Origin of the sequence: Nonomuraea sp. NPDC003709 (assembly GCF_040610775.1) — a bacterium.
In the GTDB taxonomy this organism is placed as follows: Bacteria; Actinomycetota; Actinomycetes; order Streptosporangiales; family Streptosporangiaceae; genus Nonomuraea; species Nonomuraea angiospora_A.
Window position 1 is genome coordinate 62,757 of sequence record NZ_JBEXMW010000035.1, and the last position, 21,979, is coordinate 84,735.

Genomic DNA, 21,979 nt, shown 5'->3' on the forward strand with positions numbered 1-21,979 from the left:
GGAGAGTAATTGACAAGCTACATTCGGTTTAAACGCCTGATCAGATGTTCATGTGTAGAAGTGAGGAGAGGAAGGCGCATGTCTGATCACCACGGGCACCACGGTCACGGTCACGGGCACGGCGTCGGCGCGCACGCGGACCGGCGCCATCTCGGCGGCGCGCTCGCTCTGATCGTCGGCTTCATGGCCGTCGAGGTCGTGATCGGGGTGATCGCCGGATCGCTGGCGCTGATCTCCGATGCCGGCCACATGCTCACCGACGCGATGGCGATCGTGCTGGCGCTGGCCGCGATGCGCATCGCGGCCCGTCCGCCGCGCGACGGCTTCACCTACGGCCTCAAACGGGCCGAGATCATCTCCGCCCAGGCCAACGGCATCACCCTGCTGCTGCTCGCGGCCTACTTCACCGTCGAGGGCGTCCGCCGCCTGATCGAGCCGCCCCACGTCGAGGGCCTGTTCGTGGTGGTCACCGGGCTGGCCGGCATCGCCGTCAACGTGGCCGCCACCTGGCTGCTGTCCAGGGCCGACCGCTCAAGCCTCAACGTCGAGGGCGCCTTCCAGCACATCCTCAACGACCTGTACGCCTTCATCGCCACCACGCTGGCCGGCGTGGTCGTCTGGCTCACGGGCTGGGCCCGCGCCGACGCCATCGCCGCGTTGGTCGTCGCCGCCCTGATGCTCAAGGCGGGCTGGGGCCTGGTGCGGGCCGCCGGACGGGTGTTCATGGAGGCCGCCCCGGCCGAGGTGAACCCCGCCGAGGTCGGCCGCCAGATCGCCGCCCTGGACACCGTGGTCGAAGTCCACGACCTGCACATCTGGGAGGTCACCTCCGGATACGCGGCCCTGTCGGCTCACGTGCTGGTCACCCCCGGCGCCGACTGCCACGCCGCGCGCCTGGCGGCCGAGTGCCTGCTGCGGGAGGGGCCCGGCATCATGCACACCACCTTGCAGGTCGACCACGCCTCGCCCGGCAGCCACGCCTTCGACGAGGACGGCGCCCTGCGTCGGCTCGTACAGCACTGTCCGGACCCGCACGGCCCCACCCACCACTCCCTCCGCCGTGACGAGACGGCGGGCGGCGACGGCCACGCGGGCCACTGAGGTGCACCGCGCCAGGGTGCGTGACGGGCCCGCCGTCGGGGTCAGGCGAGCTGCCCGGCCGCCGTACGCGCCGCCATCCGCCGCTCGAACCACACCGAGGTGAACGGCGGCACCGCGCACGCCAGCCCCAGCACCACGGCGCCCCGGCTCCAGCCCGCCTCCCGCGCCGAGAGCATCACCCCGGCCGCGTACAGCACGAACAGCGCGCCGTGGATCGGCCCGAACACCTTCACGCCGAGCTCGCCGGTCTCGGTCACGTGCTTGAAGAACATCCCGACCAGCAGCCCCGCCCACGAGCACGCCTCGGCCACCGCCACGAGTCGAAACCAGCGCAGCACGATCCACCCTTTCGTCCGATTATCGCGCTCACTCTACAGGCTGTAGAGCGCAGCCTGATCATCGGTCTTGCCGCACCTCGATGGCGTGATCTCCTGTTGTGAAGGTTAGCCTTACCTTATCTTTGGATGATGGGAAATCCTTCTGAGATCCGTACGGTGACGACCGAGGCCGAGCTCCGGGAGATCGTGAAAGAGCCGCCGCAGACCATCTGGGACAAGGACATCGCCCGGATCGACGAGCACGCGCGCACGATCATCGCCCACTCGCCGTTCGTCCTGCTGGCGACCTCGAACTCGGACGGGACCTGCGACGTCTCCCCCCGAGGGGACCCCGCCGGGTCGGTGCTGGTCCTCGACGACCACCGGCTGGTGCTCGCCGACCGTCCCGGCAACCACCGGCTCGACAGTTTCCGCAACGTGCTGGACAACCCCCACGTCGGCTGCTGTTCATCGTGCCGGGGATGAACGAGACGCTGCGGGTGAACGGCCGCGCCACGCTCGTGTCGGACGCGCCCTTCTTCGACGACCTGGTGGTCCAGGGCAAGCGGCCGCACCTGGCGGTCCTCGTCGACGTCGAAGAGCTGTACATGCACTGCGCGAAGGCGTTCCTGCGCTCGTCGCTGTGGAAGCCCGAGACCTGGCCGGACCGCAAGAGCCTGCCGACGCTCGGACGGATCGCCAAGGACCAGATGGGCATCAAGGGAGTTCCGGCGAAGGTGATCGACGCGGGTCTCGCCATGGACGCCAGGATGAACCAGTATTAGGGCGCTTCGTCAGGGGAGCGGGGGCAGGGGCTTGTCGTGGAGCCAGGCCGACAGCAGCGGCACCACCGGCTGGGCGGCGTGCCGCTGGACGTGCGCGGCGAAGTCCTGGGTGGTGACGTTCGCGTGCCGGCGCCCCGCCGTCCAGTCGCGCAGCATGGGGAAGAAGACCTCGTCGCCCAGCGCCCGGCGCAGCGCGTGCACGGTCAGCGCACCCCGCTTGTACACGCGGTCGTCGAACAGCGTGCCCACACCGGGGTCGGTCAGGATGAAGTCCTGCGGGAGGGCGGTGAGGCGCTGGTGCCAGCGCCGGGCGTGGGCGGCGGCGGGCTGTCCGCCCGAGGCCTCCGACCAGAGCCATTCGGCGTAGGTGGCGAAGCCCTCCTGCAGCCAGATGTCGCTCCAGCGGGACAACGTGAGGCTGTTGCCGAACCACTGGTGCGCCAGCTCGTGCGCGACCAGCCGCTCGAACCCGCGCCGCCCGTCCACGTGGTTCCTGCCGAAGATCGACATGCCCTGCGCCTCGACCGGGATGTCCAGCTCGTCGTCGACCACGACGACGACGTAGCCGCCGAACGGATAGGGCCCGAACCGGTCGGTGAAGACCGCCATCATCTCGCCCTGCCGCCCGAAGTCGTGCCGGACGCGGGTGGCCAGGCGCGTCGGATGGGCCACCCGGGTGCCCGCGACCTCCGCGAGCCGGTAGCGCCCGATCTGCACGCTGGCCAGGTAGCTCGCCATCGGCTCGGGCTGAACGTAGACCCAGGTCGTGTTCCCGCCCGCGCGGCGCTGGTCAGTGAGCGCTCCGTTCGCGATGACCACGTACGGCGACGCGGTCGTCACGGAGATCCGGTACGTCGCCTTGTCCCCGGGCCGGTCGTTGCACGGGAACCAGGACGGCGCGCCGATGGGCTGCCCGGCGACCAGCGCGCCGTCGGACAGCTCCTCCCAGCCCAGCCCGCCCCACGGGCTCGCCACCGGCACCGGCCTGCCCCCGTAGCGGACCTCGACACCGGCGACGGCGCCCGCGGCCAGCGACCAGGGCAGCGTCACCCGCAGCTTGCCCTGGCCGTGCGTGTGGCGGGTGGGAACGCCGTCCACGGTGACGCCTTCGACCCGGAAGCGGCCGAGGTCCAGGTCGAGCACGCCGAGGGGTTCGGCGGCCGTCACCGTCAGCTGGGCCGTGCCGTCGAGCCGGTTGTTCGCCAACCGGTACTTCAGCGCCAGGTCATAGTGCGACACCATGTAGCGGTGGTCGCCGTGCCCGGGGAAGTACGGTGTCATCGCCACGCCGAGATGGGGTTGCCGAACCATCGCGTACGGCCGGGCACCGACTCCCCCCGCATGACGAGCGAGGCCGGCCCGATCGTGGCGTCGGCGCCCACCCGCGCGGCGGGCAGCACCACACCGTGCGGACCCAGCGTCGCGCCCGCGTCGAGGGTCACCGTGTCCATGTTCATGACCCGGTCGTGGAACAGGTGGGTCTGCAGGACGCAGCCCCGGTTGACGCAGGCGCCATCACCCAATGTCACCAGATCCGCCTCGGGCAGCCAGTATGTGTCACATGTGACACCATGCCCGATGTGAGCCCCGAGTGAACGCAGCCACACGTTCAGCGGCGCGGTCCCCAGCCACGGCTGCGCGAACCAGGGCGCCGCCAGCACCTCCACGAAGTTGTCCGCCAGCTCGTTGCGCCACACGAACGAACTCCACAGCGGCCGGCTGCCCGCCCGGATCCGGCCGACCAGCGCCCATTTGGCGGCCGTCGCGACCAGGGCGGCGGCCACACCCGCGGCCAGCAGCACCACGCCGCCCAGCGCGAGCGTCACCGCGAAGCCGTAGCTCGCCGCGAGCCACTCGAAGGCGGCGGCCACCAGGACGGCGAGCGCGACCGCGCACATCGCCGGCACCACGCGGAACGCCTCGACCAGCGCCCTGGCCGCCTTGTACCGGGCGGGCGGGTCGTAGGTGCGGCTGCGGTCGGCGTCCTCGGCGGTGCGGCGCAGCTCCATGGGCGGCATGCCCACGTACGAGGAGCCGGACCTGGCCTTCTTCGGTGTCGCCGACAGCACGCCGACCAGGCCGTCCTTGGGCACCTTGCGGCCGGGCGCGGTCATCCCCGAGTTGCCGAGGAAGGCCCGCTTGCCGATCCGCGCGGAGGCGATGCGCATCCACCCGCCGTCCAGCTCGTACGGGGCCACCATCGTGTCGTCGGCCAGGAACGCGCCGTCGCCGACGGAGGTCATCGTGGGCAGCGCCAGCACCGTGGACAGCTCGACACCGCGGCCCACCTTCATGCCGAGCGCCCGCAGCCACACGGGCGTCAGGACGCTGGCGTACAGGGGGAACAGCCAGACCCGCGCCGAGGCCATCAGCCGCCCCGTCGCCCACGCCTGCCACGCCTGGCGGCTGTGCACCGGGTGACGGCCCGCGTGCAGGCCGAGCCCGAGCAGCCGCACGCTGACCAGCGTGACCAGGGCGAAGGCCGCCATGCCCGCGAGGGTCGCGACCGGCACGCCCGGCAGGGCGGCGGCCAGGGCCGCGCCGATCGTGCGCGCGTCCCCGGCGAACGCGGCCAGGACCGCGAGCCCGGCCGCGGCCGCGACGGCGGGGAGCAGGCTGAGCACCATGGCGCTCACCCCGTACACAGCGGCCCAGAACCGGGAGCGGGCGGGCCGCTCCGCCGGGCGCGACCGGCGGGACTTGCCCTGCCGGAACGCCGGCGCGCCGGCCCAGTGCTGGCCCGCCGGCACGGTGCCGGCGACCGCCGATCCGGGAGCGATCTGGGCGTTCTTCCCGATCCTGGTGCCGGGCAGCAGCGTCGAGCGGGAGCCGACGGTCGCGCCCGCGCCGATCCTGATCTCGCCGACGCGCAGCAGGTCGCCGTCGTACCAGTAGCCGCTGAGATCGACCTCCTGCTCGACCGAGGCGCCTCTGCCGAGCTTGAGCAGCCCCGTGACGGGCGGCGGCGAGTGCAGGTCGGCGTCGGCGCCCACCTGGGCGCCGAGCAGCCGGGCGTACCACGCCATGTACGGGGCCCCGGCCAGGTCGGGCACGCCGAGCCGCTCCGCGAACCGCTCGGCGAACCACACCCGCAGGTGCACGCCGCCGCCGCGCGGATAGGCGCCGGGCCGCACGCCGCGCAGCACCAGCCGGGCCACGCCCGCGGACAGGCCCATCCGCCCCGCGGGGCTGACGAACAGCAGCGCGCCCAGCGCCACCCACCACCACGACAACAGGGGAGCCCACGACGGCGCGAGCAGGTTGCCGAGCGCGGCGAGCAGCACGATCCAGCGCGCCGCGCCGGCGCTCAGCAGCACGACCATGAGCGCGGACTGGGCCAGCGCGGACCGCCTGCGCATCGGGGTCACCGGCGGCCGATCCGGCTCGGCCTCGCCTCTGCCGCCCAGCAGCCGGGCCAGCCCGCCGAGCGTCGGCTGGGCGTACACGTCGCCCACGGCCACGTCGGGATGGTCGGCGCGCAGGACCGACACCAGTCGGGCCGCGGCCAGGCTGGTGCCGCCGTCGGTGAAGAAGTCGGCGTCGGGGCCGCTCGGCGGCACGCCGAGGACGGCGGTCCAGTGCCCGGCCAGCCTCGCCTCGGCCGGGCTCAGCGCGACCTCCGCGGCGGCCGGCTCGGTCAGCGGCCACGGCAGCGCGGCCCGGTCGATCTTCCCCGAGGTCCTCGTGGGCAGCGAGTCGACCGGCGCCAGGCGCGGCACCAGGGCCGCGGGCAGCGTGTCCGCGAGCCGTTCGCGCGCCTGGGCCAGGTCGAAGCCGGGCTCGGTGACGAGGTAGCCGACGAGCACCTGGTGGCCGCCGCCGGCGGTGCGGACGGCGGCGGCCGCGCCCGCGACCCCGGGCAGCGCCTGCAGCGCCGCGTCCACCTCGCCCAGCTCGATCCGGCGGCCGCCCAGCTTCACCTGGTCGTCGGCCCGGCCGGCGAAGATGAGCCCGTCGGGTTCGGCGCGTACGAGGTCGCCGCTGCGGTAGGCGCGCTGCCAGCCCAGCGAGGGCAGCGGCGCGTACTTCTCGGCGTCCTTGGCAGGGTCCAGGTAGCGGGCCAGGCCGACGCCGCCGATCACCAGCTCGCCGGTCTCGCCCATGGCCACCGGCTCGCCCGTGCCGTCCACGACCGCGAGGTCCCACCCGTCGAGGGGCAGGCCGATGCGGACCGGGCCCTCGCCGGTGAGCCGCGCCGCCGTGGCCACCACGGTGGCCTCGGTGGGCCCGTACGTGTTCCACACCTCGCGCCCCGGCACGGCCAGCCGCTCGGCCAGCTCGGGCGGGCAGGCCTCGCCGCCGAAGATGAGCAGCCGGATGCCGTCGAGGTGCTCGGCCGGCCAGAGCGCGGCCAGCGTGGGCACGGTCGAGACGGCCGTGATCCGGTGGGCGGCCAGCCACGGGCCCAGGTCCATCCCGGTGCGCACCAGGGCTCTGGGCGCGGGCACGAGGCAGGCGCCGTGCCGCCACGCCAGCCACATCTCCTCGCAGGAGGCGTCGAAGGCCACCGAGAGCCCGGCCAGCACCCGATCACCGGGGCCCAGCGGCCGCTCCTGCAGGAACAGCCCCGCTTCCGCGTCCACGAACGCGGCGGCGGACCGGTGCGTCACCGCGACGCCCTTCGGCTTGCCGGTCGAGCCGGAGGTGAAGATGATCCACGCGTCGTCGCCGGGCTCCGGCGGCGCGGGCGCCCGGCCCGGGGTGCCGGTCACCGTGAGCTCCCCGGAGACGATCGCGTCCACGCCGGCCTCGGTGAAGACGGTCTCCGCGCGCTCGGCCGGGTCGTCGGCGTCGACGGGCACGTAGGCGGCGCCGGCGGCGAGCACGGCGAGGATGGACACGTACAGCTCGGCGGTCCCCGACGCGAGGCGCACGCCGACGCGGGAGCCGCGACCGACCCCGGCCTCGGCGAGCCCGGCGACCAGCCGGTCCACCTCGGCGCGCAGCGACAGGTAGTCGAGGACCACGGTGCCGTCGTCGATCGCCGGCGCGTGCGGGTGGCGGCGCGCGGTCTCGTCGAGAACGTCGATGAGGGTACGGGGCGATGGGGCCAGCACGCCCGCGGGGTAGACCGCGGTCGCCGCCCTCAGGCGTAAATCGGCCGGATTGCTGCGCAAGCGGTGCTCCCTGGATGGACGACGGGTGACATGCCAGAGTACGCGCACCGGGTTACGGACCAGGCCGCCGGGTGGCCGCGGAAAGTTTCAGATGGGCACGCCGCCGAATCATCGAAATTTTTCGGATGACGGCTTGTCGCCCTTTGCCCCGGGGTCATGCAATGACCAGCGAAAAACGCCGCAAGGGTGGGCTGACCGGCCGTCAGGGGCTCTGAAAACGGGGGCTCGACCAGCTTCCTCCTGTTTGTTTCATGGATTGACGTAATCAGAAACCCGGTCGTAACCTCAGCGCACTGACGCGGAGGGCGGCGATTTAGTGAAGCGCGCTGATTCGTCCGATGCGGAGATTCCTCTCGACCTTCGAGGATGCGATCAATGAATCTGCTCACAACCATCAAAGGCCGCACCCGATCGATCGGCGTCCCCATGGCCGCCGTCCTGGTCACCGCCACCGCGCTGGTGACGTCCGCGGGACCGGCGCAGGCGGCGGCCCCGGCCGACGGGGCCGTGTACACCCTGGCGTCGGGGTCGAGCGGCAAGTGCGTCGATGTGACGGGCGCCTCGGCCGACAACGGCGCCCTGCTCGTCCAGACCGCCTGCGTCCCCACCGCCGCCGATCAGCAGTTCAAGGCGGTGGCACGGGGGAGCGCGTTCAATCTGGTCAACAGTGGCAGCACCCGGTGTGTCGACGTGCCGGGCGGGTCCACGGTCTCCGGTACGCAGTTGCAGCAGTGGGGTTGCGGCGACGGCAGCAAGACCAACCAGCAGTGGACCTTCACGCCTTCCTCCGCCGCGTCCGGCAAGTACCTGGTGAAGAGCGTCGCGACCGGGCTGTGCGTGAGCAACAAGGACGGCTCCACGGCGGGCAACAACCCCATCGTCCAGGAGACCTGCTCCGACGTCGCCCGCATGCAGTGGACCTTCAACTCCGCCTCGTCCGGCGACCGGGTCTGGTCCAACAACGCCGACGGGTTCGCCGCCACCAGCGGCAGCGGCCTGTCGACCACCACCGGAGGCGCGGCCGGCCCCACGGTGACCGTCACCACCTATGCCGACCTGGTCAAGTACGCGACCGCCGCCGACCCGTACGTCATCAAGGTCAACGGCGCCATCACCGTCACGCCGTACGGCACCGAGATCAAGGTCGCCTCCAACAAGACCATCGTCGGCGTCGGCACCAGGGGCCACATCGTCAACGGCGGCTTCTTCCTCGGCACCGGCGTCAGCAACGTCATCATCCGGAACCTGACCATCCGCGACACCCGGATGGCCGACGACGACCCCGACGACAAGCTGTACGACTACGACGGCATCCAGATGGACACCGCCCACCACATCTGGATCGACCACAACACGATCACCCGGATGAACGACGGGCTGATCGACAGCCGCAAGGACACCAGCTACCTGACCGTGTCCTGGAACGTCCTGTCGGAGAACAACAAGGCGTTCGGCATCGGCTGGACCGACAACGTCACGGCGCGGATGACGATCCACCACAACTGGATCCACGACAACAACCAGCGCAACCCCAGCACCGACAACGTCGCCTACGCCCACCTGTACAACAACTACCTGCAGAACATCACCGGCTACGGCAACTACTCGCGCGGCGCCACCAAGATGGTGCTCGAGAACAGCTACTACGACAACGTCAAGGACCCCTACTACAGGGACGACGCCGCCGAGCTCCGCCAGAGCGGCAGCATCGTGGTCAACTCGACGGGCCAGCGGGAGACCGGCGGCTCCGCCTTCACACCGTCCTCCTTCTACTCCTACACGCTGGACCCCGCGGCGCAGGTCCCGGCGCTCCTTCGCACCTACGCGGGCCCGCAGGCCAACATCGGCCTGTGATCGACACCCCGGGCCGGCGCCAGAGCCGGCCCGGGGCACCCCCACCTCAGGAAAGGACCGATCATGCGCCACGGCATCCAGGCACCGTCACGCGCCGCGAAGATCGCGGTCGTCCTGGCGGTGCCCGTCACCGTCCTGACCCTCTCCACCGGAGTGAGCTCGGCCGCCGCGGTCCCGGCCGACGGCGGCGTCTACACGCTGGCGTCGGGGTCGAGCGGCAAGTGCGTCGATGTGACGGGCGCTTCGGCCGACAACGGCGCCCTGCTCGTCCAGACCGCCTGCGCCGCCTCCGCGCCCGATCAGCAGTTCAGGGCGGTGGCGCGGGGGAGCGCGTTCAATCTGGTCAACGGCGGCAGCGGCCGGTGCGTCGACGTGCCCGGGGCTTCGACGGTCTCCGGTACGCAGTTGCAGCAGTGGGGTTGCGGCGACGGCAGCAAGACCAACCAGCAGTGGACCTTCACCCCTTCCTCTGCCGCGTCCGGCAAGTACCTGGTGAAGAGCGTCGCGACCGGGCTGTGCGTGAGCAACAAGGACGGCTCCACGGCGGGCAACAACCCCATCGTCCAGGAGACCTGCTCCGACGTCGCCCGCATGCAGTGGACCTTCAACTCCATCTCCGGATCGGCCACTCCGACGGTGGCGTCCGACGGCACCGGCCGCTACCGGACCGTGCAGGCAGCGATCGACGCGGTGCCGGCCGGCAACAGCAGCCAGGTGGTGATCACCATCAAGCCGGGCACCTACCGGGAGATCGTCGTCGTCAACAAGCCGTACGTGACGCTGCAGGGTCTGGGCTCGTCCCCGTCGGACACCCTCATCGTGAACAACCACTCGGCCTACACCCACGGCACCTCCGGCAGCTACACCGCGCTGATCTCGGCACGTGACGCCGCCGCCACCAACCTGACGATCTCCAACGACCTCGACGAGAGCACCGTCCCCAGCGGCGCGCAGGCCGTCGCGCTGCGGCTGGACGGCGACCGCACCACGCTGACGAACGTCCGCATCCTGGGCGACCAGGACACCTTCCTCGTCAACGACTCGGCCCGCGCGTACGTCAAGAACTCCTACGTGGAAGGGACCGTCGACTTCGTCTTCGGGGGCGGCACGATCGTCTTCCACAGCTGCGACATCTACGAGAAGCGCAGCACGGGCGGCCCCGTCACCGCGGCCAGCACGGCGGCGGCCAAGACGTACGGCTTCCTGTTCTACAAGTCGCGCATCAGCGGCGCCACGAACAACACGACCACCCTCGGCCGGCCGTGGCGGCCCGACGCGCAGGTGCTCTACCGGGAGTCGACGCTGAGCGCGACGATCGCGACCGCGCAGCCGTGGACGGACATGTCATCGAACTCCTGGAAGAACGCCCGCTTCCTCGAATATCGGAACAACGGCGCCGGCGCGACCACCAACGCCAACCGCCCGCAGCTCAGCGACGCGCAGGCGGCGAACTACACCCCCCAGAAGTACCTGGCCGGCGGCGACGGCTGGAACCCCGCCGGCTAGTGCCGGTGACCGCCCTGTTCGGCGTGGATCTTCTTGGCGATGTCGACGTCCGCGATCGAGCGCTCGATGAGCGCTCGCATCGCGGTCTCGGCCGCCTTCGGGCGCTGCCGGCGGACGGCCAGCAGGACCTCGGCGTGCTTGTCGGCGGACTCGCTGGTGAGGTTCGCGTGCACGAACTGGTCGCGCAGCCGCAACCCGGCCTCGATCGCGGTCGCCATCCGGGCCATCAGCTCGTTGTGCGCCGCGCGCAACAGGGCGTGGTGGAAGGCCAGGTCGGCCTCGACCTGGTCGCCGGTAGGCCGGCCGGCGGCCTCGCGCATGGCGGTCAGGGCGTCCTCGAGCGCGGCCAGGTCCCGGTCGGTACGCCGTAGCGCGGCCATGCGCGCCACCGCGGGCTCGATCGTCAGGCGCACCTCGCCCAGCTCGTCGAGGAACACCTCGTCGACCTGGGCGGCGAAGCGCCAGCGCAGCACGTCGGCGTCGAGCAGCGACCACTGCTCGCGCGGCGCGACGAACGTGCCGCGCCGGGGCCGCGCGCCCACCAGACCCTTGGCGGCGAGCACGCGCAGCGCCTCCCGCACCGCCGTCCGGCTCACCCCGAACCGCTCCTGCAGCGCCACCACGTCGAGGTCCTCGTCGGGGGCGATGACGCCGTTGACGATGGCCGTGCCGAGACTGACGACCACGCGGTCGTGGGCGCCGGCCCTTCCGATCTCCTCCATGCCGGAATCATGCCATGGCCGGGCCGCCTGCAACAAAAAGTAATCATATTAATCAAGATGAGCCAGCTCCAGGACGGCCAGCTCGCCCTGCAGGACGAGCACGGCCCCGCCGATCGCGGCCGCGTCCGAGCCGCTGACCGAGGAGACCACCCGCACCGGGTGCGCGCGCCGGGCGAAGGTGCGCCGCCGCACCTCCTCCTGGACGACCGACTGGTAGATCGGGCCCGCCGCGGCGAGGCTGGGCCCGGCGAGCACGATCGTGTCGAGGTCGAACAGGCTCGCCATGGTGACGGCGGCGGTGCCCAGGTGGCGGGCGGAGCGCTCGATGAGCGTACGCGCCTCCGGATCTCCGGCCAGCGCCGCGGTCGCGATGCGGCCGAACGCGGCCATGACGTCGGTGTCGGCGGGGTCGAGCCCCAGCCGCCGGCCGAGGCTCGATGTCTCCAGCGCCTGCTTGATCACCGCGGTCGGGTCGGCGTAGTTGCCGAGGCAGCCGTAGTTGCCGCAGCCGCACGGCCCCCCGTCCAGGTCGACCGTGATGTGGCCGATCTCGACGCCGTTGGAGGAGCTGCCCCGGTACAGCTCGCCTTTCACGACGACGCCCCCGCCGATGCCGCTGGCCATGTAGACGCAGCCGAACGCGGGTGTGTCCACCGCTCCCAGCCAGTACTCTCCGATCGCCGCGGCCGCCGCGTCGTTGTCGAGCAGCACCGGCAGGCCCAGGATCTCGGACAGGCGCGGCGCGACCGGGTATCCGAACCATTCGGCGGTCGGCTGGTGGGTCAGCAGCACGCCCGCCCGCCGGTCCTGCGGCCCGTACGTCGCCAGCCCCACCCCGAGCACCTTCCCGCGATCGACCCCGGCGGTGCCGAGCAGGGCGTTCACGCGCGAGGCCACCAGCGTGAGGCCCTGCCCGGGAGGCAGCAGGGCCGTGCCGGGGAACGAGGTCCGCGCGACCGGCCGGCCCGTCAGGTCGGCGAGGACGACGACGCAGGTGTTGCGTTCGAACAGGACGCCCACCGCGTACCGGGCCCGCGGGTTGAGCTGCAGCAGCGTCCGGGGTTTGCCGCCGGTGGACGCCCCGCGCCCGACCTCGACGACCAGCCCGTGGTCCATGAGCTCGCGGACGACCTGGGTGATGGTCGCGGGCGTGACCCCGGACTCGGCGGCGAGCTCGATCCGGCTGATGGTGCGCGCCGCCCGGATGCGGTTGAGCACGATCCCGCGGGTTCTCGGCCTCCCGGCCACTCGGTCTCCCTTACTTCGGGTGCCAAAGAAAGCCGGGCCCGGGCCGGCGCGTCCGGCCCGGGCCGTCGTTCCGTCAGCGGGCGGCGCAGGACGGCGTGGGGACGCTGTTGCTGCCGTTCCACGAGCCCAGGAACCCGAAGGTCGTGCCGGCTCCGGCGCCGAGGCTGCCGTTGTAGCTCATGTTGCGGGCGGTCACGTTGGACCCGCTGCTGCTGACCGTCGCGTTCCAGGCGTTGGTGACGGTCTGGCCGTTGGCGAAGGCCCACGTCACCGTCCAGCCGCTGATCGCCGAGCTGCCCGCGGTGACCCGGACCTCGGCCTGGAAGCCGCCGCCCCACTGGCCGGTCACCTGGTAGGTGGCCGAGCAGGCGCCGGAGGGAGGCGTGGGCGTGGGGGTGGGCGTGGGGGTGGGTGACGGAGTGCCGGACGAGCCGCCGTAGATCGTGGCCTCCTTGGCGGTCGCCTTGATGCCGTTGGCGCCGTTGAAGATCCGCTGGCCCCACGTGGTGAGCTGGCTCGGGTTGAAGCCGGTCGCCATGTCGAGGATCGGGTCGGTGTTGCCGCTCCAGGACCAGCCGAGATAGCCGAGGCCGCGCGACTGCGCCTCGGCCAGGATCGTCTCGTGGTCGACCTCGCTGGAACTGAAGCGCCAGCCGAACTCGCCGATGACCAGCGGCCACCCGTTCGCCTGGAACCGGTTGAGGTAGTCGACGATGCCGGCGGCGGTGTTGAAGACGGCGTACATGTGGATCGACAGCACGGTGTTGTGCTGGGTGTCGGCGTTCAGGATCGTCTGGGCGTTGTCGCGCATGACGTACTGCCAGTCCTGGCCCCAGTTGGGGGCGTCGACCATGAGCAGGTGCTCGAAGCCGTTGCTGCGCATCTTCTTGATCGCGTTCGCGGTGGCGGCGGTCCACTGGGCGGCGTTGGTGTTGCCGATCGGCTCGTTGCCGATGTTGATGACGACGTAGTTCTCCTGGCCGACGAGCGCGCTCTTCTGGCTGATCCAGTAGTCGGCCGCCTCGTCGAGCGAGGCGGCGGCGCCCTCCTCGCCGTACCCGGTGGTGTCGTGCACCTCCAGTACGCAGATCAGCTTGTTCTGCTTGCACAGGGAGATGACGTTGGCGACGTCGGTGGACGGGCCCCACCGCTTGCCGCTGCCGAGCACGACGCGCACGGTGTTGGCGCCGAGCGCCTTGATGTTGGCGAACGAGCCGGTCTGGCTGGTGTACCAGACGTGGGGGTGATTGACGCCCCGCATGATGAATTCCCGGCCGTTGGCCTCGACGATCTTCGTGCCGCTGACGTGCAGGCCCGCGGCCGCGGACGCGGACTGGACGTACACCAAGACCGACGCGACGGCCGCGAGCACGGCGGCGCCGAGGGCGAGAAGCCTTCTTCTCATGACCTACCTCGTGGTCGGGCCCCGGCCATCCGGGGCGGGAAGCGCCCCACACGCTATAGAGCCGCCGAAGGCCGGAGAAGCAGGGGAGATCACGCCCGGCCCGCGCGAAGTGCCGATCCATGCCCCTGCCTGCGACGACCGGCCCGGGGGAGGCGAGGGATCACCTGAAAGTTTCAGCCGTTAAATAAGTCTGCTCACGACAGGGCCGCGCGGGGCAGCCCTGGAATGACCGAGAGGAAGAACTCGCGGATGGCGGATTCGACCTTCACGGAGTCGCGGTCGAAGAGCCACTGCGCCTGCAGGCCGTTGATGAGGGAGATGGTCATGGTGGCCAGCGTCTCGGGGTCGATCGCCGGGCGCAGCCCGTCGCGTTCGGCCAGGGCGGTGAAGGTGTCGGCGTAGAAGCGGCGCAGATTGCGGTAGCGGTCGGCGTAGTAGGCGTGCGCGGGATGGTCGGGAGAGGTCGCCTCGCCCGACACGACGCAGTGCAGCTCCATGAGCCCCGGCTGGAGCTCGTTGTCGACGATGACGGCGATCATGCCTTTCAGGGTCTCGACGGGGTCGGCGGCCGGGTCCAGCACCTTGGCCGCCTCCAGGAACTCGGTGCCGCGTTCGTCACGCAGCTCCAGCACCCCGAGGAGCAGGTCTTCCTTGCGGGGGAAGTGGTGCAGCAGCCCGGTGTGGCTGATGCCGGCGCGCTTGGCGATGTCCTTCATGGTGGCGCCGTAGAAGCCGGTCTCGCCGAACGCGTCCACGCAGGCCTCGAGGACGCGCCTGCGCACCGCCGCCGTCTTCGCGTACGGACCGCGGTTGCCGGATGCCATCATGGACGCCCCTCCAAATTAGTATCGCGATTCGGTTTTCATGCTAGCGTGTCGCCGACACCCATGGTCTCGAGCAAGGAACTCCACCATGCCCCAGCTCCCCTCCGGTTTCCTCTGGGGTGCGGCGACCGCGCCGCACCAGGTGGAAGGCAACAACGTCAACAGCGACTGGTGGGCCCTCGAGCAGCAGATGCCCGGCATGCAGCGCAGCGGCGACGCGGTCGACAGCTACCACCGCTTCGCCGAGGACATGCGCCTGCTGGCCGAGGCCGGGCTCAACGCCTACCGCTTCGGCATCGAGTGGGCCCGCATCGAGCCGGTCCCCGGGGAGTTCAGCCGAGCCGAACTCGCCCACTACCGCCGGATGATCGACACCGCCCTCGACCTGGGTCTCACCCCTGTCATCACCCTGCACCACTTCACGAACCCGCGCTGGTTCAGCTGGCTCGCCGAGGACGCCACCCAGCGTTTCCAGACGTACGTGCGGGAGGCCACGAGCATCCTCGACGGCGTCGAGTGGGTGTGCACGATGAACGAGCCCAACATGCTCGCCCTCATGATCGGGATGGCCCGGGACGCGCGGGCCACCCAGCGGTCGACCGAGGAGTGGATGAGTCCCACCGTCGAGGGCGCCGCGCGGCCGGTGCTCCCCGACCCCGACCCGGAGATCGGCGAACGGCTGGCCGAGGCGCACCACGCGGCCCGCGCGATTCTGAAGCAGCACACCGGGGCGGCCGTCGGCTGGACGGTGGCCTGCCAGGCGCTCACCCCGACCCCGGGCAACGAGGACAAACTGCGCGAGGTGCGTCACGTCCGTGAGGACCTCTACCTGGAGGCCGCCCGCGGCGACGACTTCATCGGCGTGCAGTCCTACTCCAGCCAGGCCGTCGACGAGAACGGCGTCGTCCCGCACCCGCAACACCCGGACAACACGATGACCGGCAACGCCTACCGGCCCGACGCCATCGGCATCGCCGTCCGGCACGCCTGGGAGACGACCGGCCGCACGCCGATCCTCGTCACCGAGAACGGCATCGCCACCCCGGACGACACGCGGCGGATCACCTACACCTCCGAGGCCCTCGGCCACCTGTTTGACGCCATGGACGACGGCATCGACGTGCGCGGCTACCTCCACTGGACCGCCCTAGACAACTTCGAGTGGGGCCACTGGGAGCCGACCTTCGGCCTCATCGCCGTCGACCGCACGACGTTCGAGCGCCACCCCAAGCCGAGCCTGGCCTGGCTGGGCGGGGTCGCCCGCCGAGGGGAGATCTGATGCTGAAGCCGCGCTCCACCCCCACCCGTGAGCTGGTCGGTCTCGACGGGCTCTGGCGGTTCGCCCTCGACGGCGGCCCCGGCCCGCTCGACACCACGCTGGAGGCGGCGGTCCCGGCCAGCTACAACGACCTGTTCACCGACAGCGCGATCCGCGACCATGTGGGCTGGGCCTGGTACCAGCGGCAGGTGCGGGTGCCGCGCGGCTGGGCCGGCGAGCGCGTCGTCCTGCGCGTCGACGCCGCCACCCACCAGGGCCGGGTCTACGTCGGCGACGTCCTCGTGGCCGAGCACGTGGGCGGCTACACGCCCTTCGAGGCCGACATCACCGAGCACGTACGCGCCGGGCAGGAGTTCCGCCTCACCATCGGGGTGAACAACGAGCTGACCGACACGACGATCCCGCCCGGTACGATCACCGTCACGGCCGACGGGCGGCGCCGGCAGACGTACCTGCACGACTTCTACAACTACGCGGGCCTGGCCCGCTCGGTGTGGCTCTGCAGCCGTCCCGCCGTCCACGTCGAGGACATCACCGTCGTCACCGCCATGGACGGGACGGTGGAGTACACGGTCCGGACCAGCGCGCCCGCCCGGGTCCGCGTCCGCGTCCTGGACGCCACCGGCGCCCAGGTCGCCACGGCCGACGGCGCGAACGGCATCCTGCGCATCGAGGACGTGCGGCTGTGGCGGCCCGGCGCGGCCTACCTCTACGACCTGGTCGCCGAGATCCTGGACGGTGAGCAGGTCGTCGACAGCTACCCCGAGCCGTTCGGCGTGCGGACGGTGGAGGTGCGCGGCACCGAGTTCCTCATCAACGGCGAGCCGTTCTACTTCACCGGCTTCGGCAAGCACGAGGACACGCCGGTGCGCGGCAAGGGCCACGACAACGCCCATCTCGTGCACGACTTCCAGCTCATGGACTGGATCGGCGCCAACTCCTTCCGCACCTCGCACTACCCGTACGCGGAGGAGGTGATGGAGTTCGCCGACCGGCACGGCATCGTCGTCATCGACGAGACCGCCGCCGTGGGCCTCAACCTCGCCGTCGCGTCCGGGCTCACCGGCGCCCCGCCCCGGCCCACCTTCTCGCCGGACACGTTCGGCGAGGCCACCCGCGAGGCGCACGCCCAGGCGATCCGCGAGCTGGTCGCCCGCGACAAGAACCATCCCAGCGTCGTCATGTGGTGCATCGCCAACGAGCCGGCCTCCAACGAGGAAGGCGCGCGCGAGTACTTCGAGCCGCTGGTGGAGCTCACCCGCGAGCTCGACCCCACCCGCCCGGTGAGCTACGCGGCGGTGCTCTTCGCCACGCACGACAACGACCGCATCGCCGACCTCTTCGACGTGCTGTGCATCAACCGCTACTACGGCTGGTACGTCGCCACCGGCGACCTCGCCACGGCCGAGACCTACCTGGAGCACGACCTGCGCGGCTGGGCCGGCAGGTTCGGCAAGCCGATCATGATGAGCGAGTACGGCGCCGACACCATGCCCGGCCTGCACTCGGTGTGGGACACGCCGTGGACCGAGGAGTACCAGCAGGCCTACCTCGAGATGAACCACCGCGTGTTCGACCGGATCGAGGCGTTCGTCGGCGAGCACGTGTGGAACTTCGCCGACTTCCAGACCTCCCACGGCATCCACCGCGTGGACGGCAACAAGAAGGGCGTCTTCACCCGCGACCGCAGGCCCAAGGCCGCCGCCCACGCGTTGCGGGCCCGCTGGAGGTCGCTCGCCGGCCGCAAACCACAGGGATAGCGGTCACTCCAGGGCCGGCTGCTTACTCCAAGGCGAGGCGCACCGGGCCGCCCGCGGGGTCGGCGCTCGCCACCAGGGAGAAGGGGACGCGGAAGACCCGGCCGGGAGCGGCCGGCCACGGGAGCCGGGTACGGCCGAGGACGCGTCCGTCCTGGGTGGCGGTGACCCGCGGAAGCGTCCGGAAGGCGTCCGCCCACAGCAGGAGCCTGCCACGGGAGGGCGGCGGCCCGCCGGGGCGGACGAGCTGCGGCGCGACCCAGCGCAGAGGCGCCTCGGCCACCAGCGGCACCCCGTCGGCGGGGGCGGGGTCCCCGGCCAGGTGCCGCAGGACGGCCGCGGCCACGTGGCGGCCGTCGAGCGCGGCGACGTCGGCGGTGTCGACCGGGTGCAGGAGGTTCCCGGCCGCGAACACCCCGGGCAGGCTCGTCGCCAGGGAGGTGTCCACGCGCGGCCCGAGCGTGGCCGCGTCCATCTCCAGGCCGCCCGTCCGGGCCAGCTCGTGGTCGGGGATCCAGTCGCCGGTGGTGATCACCGTGTCGCAGGGGACGCGGCGGCGTCGCCCGGTGCCGAGGTCCTCGATGTCGACCGAGGTCACGCGGCCCTTGCCGTTGACGGCGACGACCCGGGTGCGGGCCCGGACGAGCACGCCGAAGGCCAGCCGTCCCGGGAGGTGGAAGGCCGCGTAGGCTTCGGGCCGGTCGTACTCGCTGGTCATCAGCACCGTGCGGCAGCCCGCCTCGCGCAGGGTCAGGACCGCCGACCAGCTGACCAGCTCGGCGCCGACGACCACGGCGCGCCGCCCGACCTCGCGATGGTGCAGGTGGACGAGGTTCTGCAGCTGGCCGGTGGTGTAGACGCCGTCGGGACGGTCGCCGGGGATGAGCCGGGCCGGGCGGGGCCGCTCCCGGGCGCCGGTCGCCAGGACCACCGCGTCGGCCTGGACGAGGCGGCGGCCGTTCGGCGAGGTCACCTCCAGGGTCCGCGGTCCGGCCCAGCCGGTGACCATGGCCTCGGTCTCCAGCCGGGCTCCGGCGTCGCGGGCGTGGCGGGTCAGCTGGCGCGCGTACGCGGGTCCGGAGATGAATCTGCGCAGGTCGCGCAGGCCGTAGCCGGGGTGGTCGCTGTGCCGGGGGATGCCGCCGGTCTCCGGCTCGCGTTCCAGGACCAGGACGTCGCCGTCCACGGACGGGGCGAGCGTGGCGGCGGCGGTGAGCCCGGCCGGACCTCCACCGATCACGGCCACCCGTACGCGCTCAGTCACAGTGCTCCCCCTTCGAAGATCTCGAGGACCCGGGCTCCGCAGTAGAAACCCTGGCAGCGTCCGTTCATGGCTCTGGTGCGGCGGCGCAGGCCCTCCACACCGGCGGGCGGGATCACCGAGGCCAGGGCGTCGCGGATCTCGCCCTTCGTCACCCGCTCGCAGAAGCACACCACCCTGCCGTACTCGGGGTCGGCGGCGATCGCGGCGGCGTCCTGGTAGGGGCGCGGGAAGGCCTCGCCCAGGTTGGGCATGTGAGGCGGCGCGGGCAGCGCGGTGCGCTCGGCCAGGTCGAGGTGGCCCTTGAGCAGGTCCGCGACGTGCTCCGCGATCGCCATGCCGGCGGTCAGGCCGGTGGAGCGGATGCCGCCGACCAGGAGATAGCGCTGCCCGGCGTCGAGGTCGATCAGGTAGTCGTCGCGTCCGATCGAGGCGCGCAGGCCCGCGTAGGTCGCGGTGACCTCCTCCGCCATCAGCCGGGGCATGAGCTCGGCGCCCTTCTCGCGCAGGAACTCCAGCCCCGCCTCGGAGGTGCCGGTGGCGGACCGGTCGGTCAGGTCCTCGGCGGTCGGGCCGACCATGACGTTGCCGTAGATGGTGGGGCTGACGAGCACGCCCTTGCCGGCGGACGACGGCACCGGCAGCACGATGCAGGGCGCCAGCGGCCGTGCGAGCTTGTCGAAGACCAGCAGCTCGCCGCGGCGCGGCGTTACGGTGAAGCGGTCGTGGCCGAAGAGGGCGTCGAGCGCGTCGGCGCCCAGCCCTGCGGCGTTGACCACCCAGCGGGCGGAGAGCTCGCCCCCCGTGGTGACCAGCCGAGTGGCGTCCGGCCCGGGGTGGACCGCGGTGACGCGGTGGCCGCGCAGCAGCGTCACGCCGCGGTTGACGGCGTCGGTGGCCAGGGCGAGGTTCGTGGTCCAGGTGCAGATGATGGACTCGCCGGGCACCGTGAGCCCGCCGAGCGCGCCCGCGCCGAGGGCGGGGACCCTGCGGTAGACCTCGGCGGCGTCGACGATCTCGCAGGCGGTGTAGCCGTTGCGCTCGGCCTTGGCCCGCAGCTCGGGCAGGGCGTCGAGCTGTTCCGGCGTCCAGGCCACGAGCAGTGCCCCGGTGCGCTCGACCGGGATGCCGGTGGCCTCGGCGTACCGGCCGAGCAGGTCGTAGCCGCGGGCGACCAGGCGGGACTCCAGGGTGCCGGGCTTGGCGTCGAAGCCGGTGTGCAGGATGGCGGTGTTGGCCTTGCTGGTGCCGTCGCCCACGTCGTCGCGCGCCTCCACCAGCGCCACCGACAGCGCGGTGCCGCCCAGCAGGCGCGCGATGGCCGCGCCGACGATGCCGCCGCCGATCACGGCCACGTCGTACGTGTTCACGAATTCTCCTTCGACGACAGAGTGGCCCGGGCGGCGGCCTGCCACCGCTCCAGGTACGCGGCGGCTCGGTCCGCGGGCCAGGCGGGCTCGTAGACGGCCGACGGCCGCCAGCCGCCGACCGCCGCGGCGGCGTCCATGGCGGGGTCGAGGGCCATCAGCGCGCAGGCGGCGGCGCCGAGGGGGGTCGCGTGCGGCGACGGGTAGACCTCCACGGGGAGCTGGGCGAGGTCGGCCTGCGCCTGCATGAGGACGCGCGAGCGGGTCAGCCCGCCGTCCACGCGCAGCCGGGACAGCGGCGCGCCGAGATCCGCCCCCACCAGCGCGGTCAGCTCGGCGACCTGCGCGGCGATCCCTTCCAGCAGCGCCCGTACGAGGTGCCCGCGGCCGGTGCTGAGCGTCATGCCGGTGAACGAGGCGGTGGCGCCGGCGTCCCACCACGGCGCGGCCAGCCCGGCGAGCGCGGGCACGCACAGCACCCCGTCGCCGGAGGGCGCCGCGACGGCGTCGAGCTGGTCCGCGCCTGAGACGAGGCCGAGGTCGGCGAGCCAGCGCACGGCCGAGGCCGCCGTGTAGACCTGGCCATCCACGCAGTAGCGCGTCTCGCCGCGCAGCCGCCAGGCGATCGACGTGGCCAGGCCTGACGCCGAGCGCGCCGGGGACGTCCCGAGCTGGGCGAGCAGGAAGGCGCCCGTGCCGTACGTGCACTTGGCGGTGCCCACCTCCAGGCACGCCTCGGCCAGCAGCGCCGCCTGCTGATCGACGATCAGCCCGGTCACCGGGACCTCCGGGCCGAAAGCGGTGGTCGTGCCGACGACGGCGTCGCAGGCGACGATCTCGGGGAGCCGTTCGGAGCCGAGCCCGAACAGCTCCAGCAGCTCGCCGTTCCACCGCGCGTCCTCCAGCCCGAGCAGGAGGGAGCGGCTGGCGGTGGAGGCGTCGGTGACGAAAGCGCCGCACAGCCGGTGCACCAGCCAGGTGTCGGTGGTCGTCACGACGCCCTCGGTGGTCAGCTCCTCGCGGATCCAGCGCATCTTCGGCGCCGAGAAGTACGGGTCGAGCACGAGGCCGGTCAGCGCGGCCACCCGGCCGGCATGCCCGGCCCGCGCGGCGCACAGCGGCTCGGCACGGCGGTCCTGCCAGACGATGGCGGGCGTGAGCGGTTCGCCGGTGACGGGATCCCAGGCCAGCACGGTCTCGCCCTGGTTGGCCAGGGCGACTGCGTCCAGCGGCACGCCCGCCGCGGCCGCCGCACGCCGCCCGGCGGTCAGAACGGAGTCGAGCAGGGCACGCGGGTCCTGCTCGACTCCGCCGCCCGCCAGGTAACGCGGGCGCAGGGCCTCCTCGGCGATCGCCAGGACGGCGCCACCGGCGTCCACGACGATGGCCTTGGTCCCTGACGTGCCCTGGTCGATCGCGAGGATATGCATTCTTGG

General features: G+C 72.1%; 17 protein-coding genes. 7 read left to right on the top strand and 10 right to left on the bottom strand.

Annotated elements, in window-relative coordinates; genetic code table 11:
* Positions 1-78 precede the first annotated feature (78 nt).
* Positions 79-1,101, top strand: coding sequence for a cation diffusion facilitator family transporter (locus ABZX61_RS58005; protein WP_355209806.1), 1,023 nt, complete (start codon positions 79-81; stop codon positions 1,099-1,101).
* A gap of 41 nt (positions 1,102-1,142) precedes the next feature.
* Here ABZX61_RS58005 and ABZX61_RS58010 read toward each other — a convergent pair whose 3' ends face one another.
* Positions 1,143-1,439 (bottom strand): DUF3817 domain-containing protein, encoded by a 297-nt coding sequence (locus ABZX61_RS58010; protein ID WP_350727567.1) that lies wholly within the window; start codon positions 1,437-1,439, stop codon positions 1,143-1,145.
* 156 nt (positions 1,440-1,595) lie between these two features.
* On the opposite strand from ABZX61_RS58010, the gene ABZX61_RS58015 reads away from it, so the two are divergent.
* Both ABZX61_RS58015 and ABZX61_RS58020 read left to right on the top strand, forming a co-directional pair.
* A complete protein-coding gene (locus ABZX61_RS58015; protein WP_355209809.1) occupies positions 1,596-1,904 on the top strand; it encodes a pyridoxamine 5'-phosphate oxidase family protein in 309 nt (102 codons plus the stop codon).
* Positions 1,901-2,203 carry a hypothetical protein gene (locus ABZX61_RS58020; protein WP_355209812.1) on the top strand — a complete coding sequence of 101 codons (303 nt, stop codon included), beginning with the start codon at positions 1,901-1,903 and terminating at the stop codon, positions 2,201-2,203. The genes ABZX61_RS58015 and ABZX61_RS58020 overlap by 4 nt, the downstream gene beginning before the upstream one ends.
* Positions 2,204-2,212: 9 nt before the next feature.
* On the opposite strand, the gene ABZX61_RS58025 is transcribed toward ABZX61_RS58020, so the two are convergent.
* Complete coding sequence (locus tag ABZX61_RS58025) at positions 2,213-3,484, bottom strand: M1 family metallopeptidase (RefSeq protein ID WP_355209903.1); 1,272 nt, start codon at positions 3,482-3,484, stop codon at positions 2,213-2,215.
* Positions 3,481-7,320 (bottom strand): Pls/PosA family non-ribosomal peptide synthetase, encoded by a 3,840-nt coding sequence (locus tag ABZX61_RS58030; protein ID WP_355209814.1) that lies wholly within the window; start codon positions 7,318-7,320, stop codon positions 3,481-3,483. The genes ABZX61_RS58025 and ABZX61_RS58030 overlap by 4 nt, the downstream gene beginning before the upstream one ends.
* Before the next feature lie 375 nt (positions 7,321-7,695).
* On the opposite strand from ABZX61_RS58030, the gene ABZX61_RS58035 reads away from it, so the two are divergent.
* Both ABZX61_RS58035 and ABZX61_RS58040 read left to right on the top strand, forming a co-directional pair.
* The gene (locus ABZX61_RS58035) at positions 7,696-9,174 is read left to right on the top strand and encodes an RICIN domain-containing protein (RefSeq protein WP_355209817.1); all 1,479 of its coding nucleotides are present in this window, start codon (positions 7,696-7,698) and stop codon (positions 9,172-9,174) included.
* Between the two features lie 63 nt (positions 9,175-9,237).
* The gene (locus ABZX61_RS58040; protein WP_355209820.1) at positions 9,238-10,680 is read left to right on the top strand and encodes a pectinesterase family protein; all 1,443 of its coding nucleotides are present in this window, start codon (positions 9,238-9,240) and stop codon (positions 10,678-10,680) included.
* On the opposite strand, the gene ABZX61_RS58045 is transcribed toward ABZX61_RS58040, so the two are convergent.
* From ABZX61_RS58045 to ABZX61_RS58060, 4 genes are all read right to left on the bottom strand, one after another.
* Complete coding sequence (locus tag ABZX61_RS58045; protein ID WP_355209823.1) at positions 10,677-11,402, bottom strand: FadR/GntR family transcriptional regulator; 726 nt, start codon at positions 11,400-11,402, stop codon at positions 10,677-10,679. The two genes, ABZX61_RS58040 and ABZX61_RS58045, sit on opposite strands and share 4 nt — an antisense overlap.
* Positions 11,403-11,450: 48 nt before the next feature.
* A complete protein-coding gene (locus ABZX61_RS58050; RefSeq protein WP_355209826.1) occupies positions 11,451-12,650 on the bottom strand; it encodes an ROK family transcriptional regulator in 1,200 nt (399 codons plus the stop codon).
* Positions 12,651-12,723: 73 nt separating this feature from the next.
* On the bottom strand, positions 12,724-14,055 hold the full coding sequence (locus ABZX61_RS58055; RefSeq protein WP_355209829.1) for a cellulase family glycosylhydrolase: 1,332 nt from the start codon (positions 14,053-14,055) through the stop codon (positions 12,724-12,726).
* A 194-nt stretch (positions 14,056-14,249) separates the two neighbouring features.
* The gene (locus tag ABZX61_RS58060; RefSeq protein WP_350727575.1) at positions 14,250-14,882 is read right to left on the bottom strand and encodes a TetR/AcrR family transcriptional regulator; all 633 of its coding nucleotides are present in this window, start codon (positions 14,880-14,882) and stop codon (positions 14,250-14,252) included.
* Positions 14,883-14,967: 85 nt separating this feature from the next.
* Here ABZX61_RS58060 and ABZX61_RS58065 point away from each other — a divergent pair, with 85 nt between their 5' ends.
* Together ABZX61_RS58065 and uidA are read left to right on the top strand one after the other, a co-directional pair.
* Positions 14,968-16,158: a family 1 glycosylhydrolase gene (locus ABZX61_RS58065; protein WP_355209832.1), complete on the top strand. Its 1,191-nt coding sequence runs from the start codon at positions 14,968-14,970 to the stop codon at positions 16,156-16,158.
* Positions 16,158-17,918 carry a beta-glucuronidase gene (uidA, locus tag ABZX61_RS58070; RefSeq protein WP_355209834.1) on the top strand — a complete coding sequence of 587 codons (1,761 nt, stop codon included), beginning with the start codon at positions 16,158-16,160 and terminating at the stop codon, positions 17,916-17,918. The genes ABZX61_RS58065 and uidA overlap by 1 nt, the downstream gene beginning before the upstream one ends.
* 22 nt (positions 17,919-17,940) lie before the next feature.
* On the opposite strand, the gene ABZX61_RS58075 is transcribed toward uidA, so the two are convergent.
* From ABZX61_RS58075 to ABZX61_RS58085, 3 genes are read right to left on the bottom strand one after another with little or no spacing between them, the layout of a single operon-like run.
* On the bottom strand, positions 17,941-19,179 hold the full coding sequence (locus ABZX61_RS58075) for an FAD-dependent oxidoreductase (protein WP_355209837.1): 1,239 nt from the start codon (positions 19,177-19,179) through the stop codon (positions 17,941-17,943).
* On the bottom strand, positions 19,176-20,546 hold the full coding sequence (locus ABZX61_RS58080) for an NAD(P)/FAD-dependent oxidoreductase (protein WP_355209840.1): 1,371 nt from the start codon (positions 20,544-20,546) through the stop codon (positions 19,176-19,178). The genes ABZX61_RS58075 and ABZX61_RS58080 overlap by 4 nt, the downstream gene beginning before the upstream one ends.
* A complete protein-coding gene (locus ABZX61_RS58085; RefSeq protein WP_355209843.1) occupies positions 20,543-21,973 on the bottom strand; it encodes an FGGY family carbohydrate kinase in 1,431 nt (476 codons plus the stop codon). The genes ABZX61_RS58080 and ABZX61_RS58085 overlap by 4 nt, the downstream gene beginning before the upstream one ends.
* Positions 21,974-21,979 lie beyond the last annotated feature (6 nt).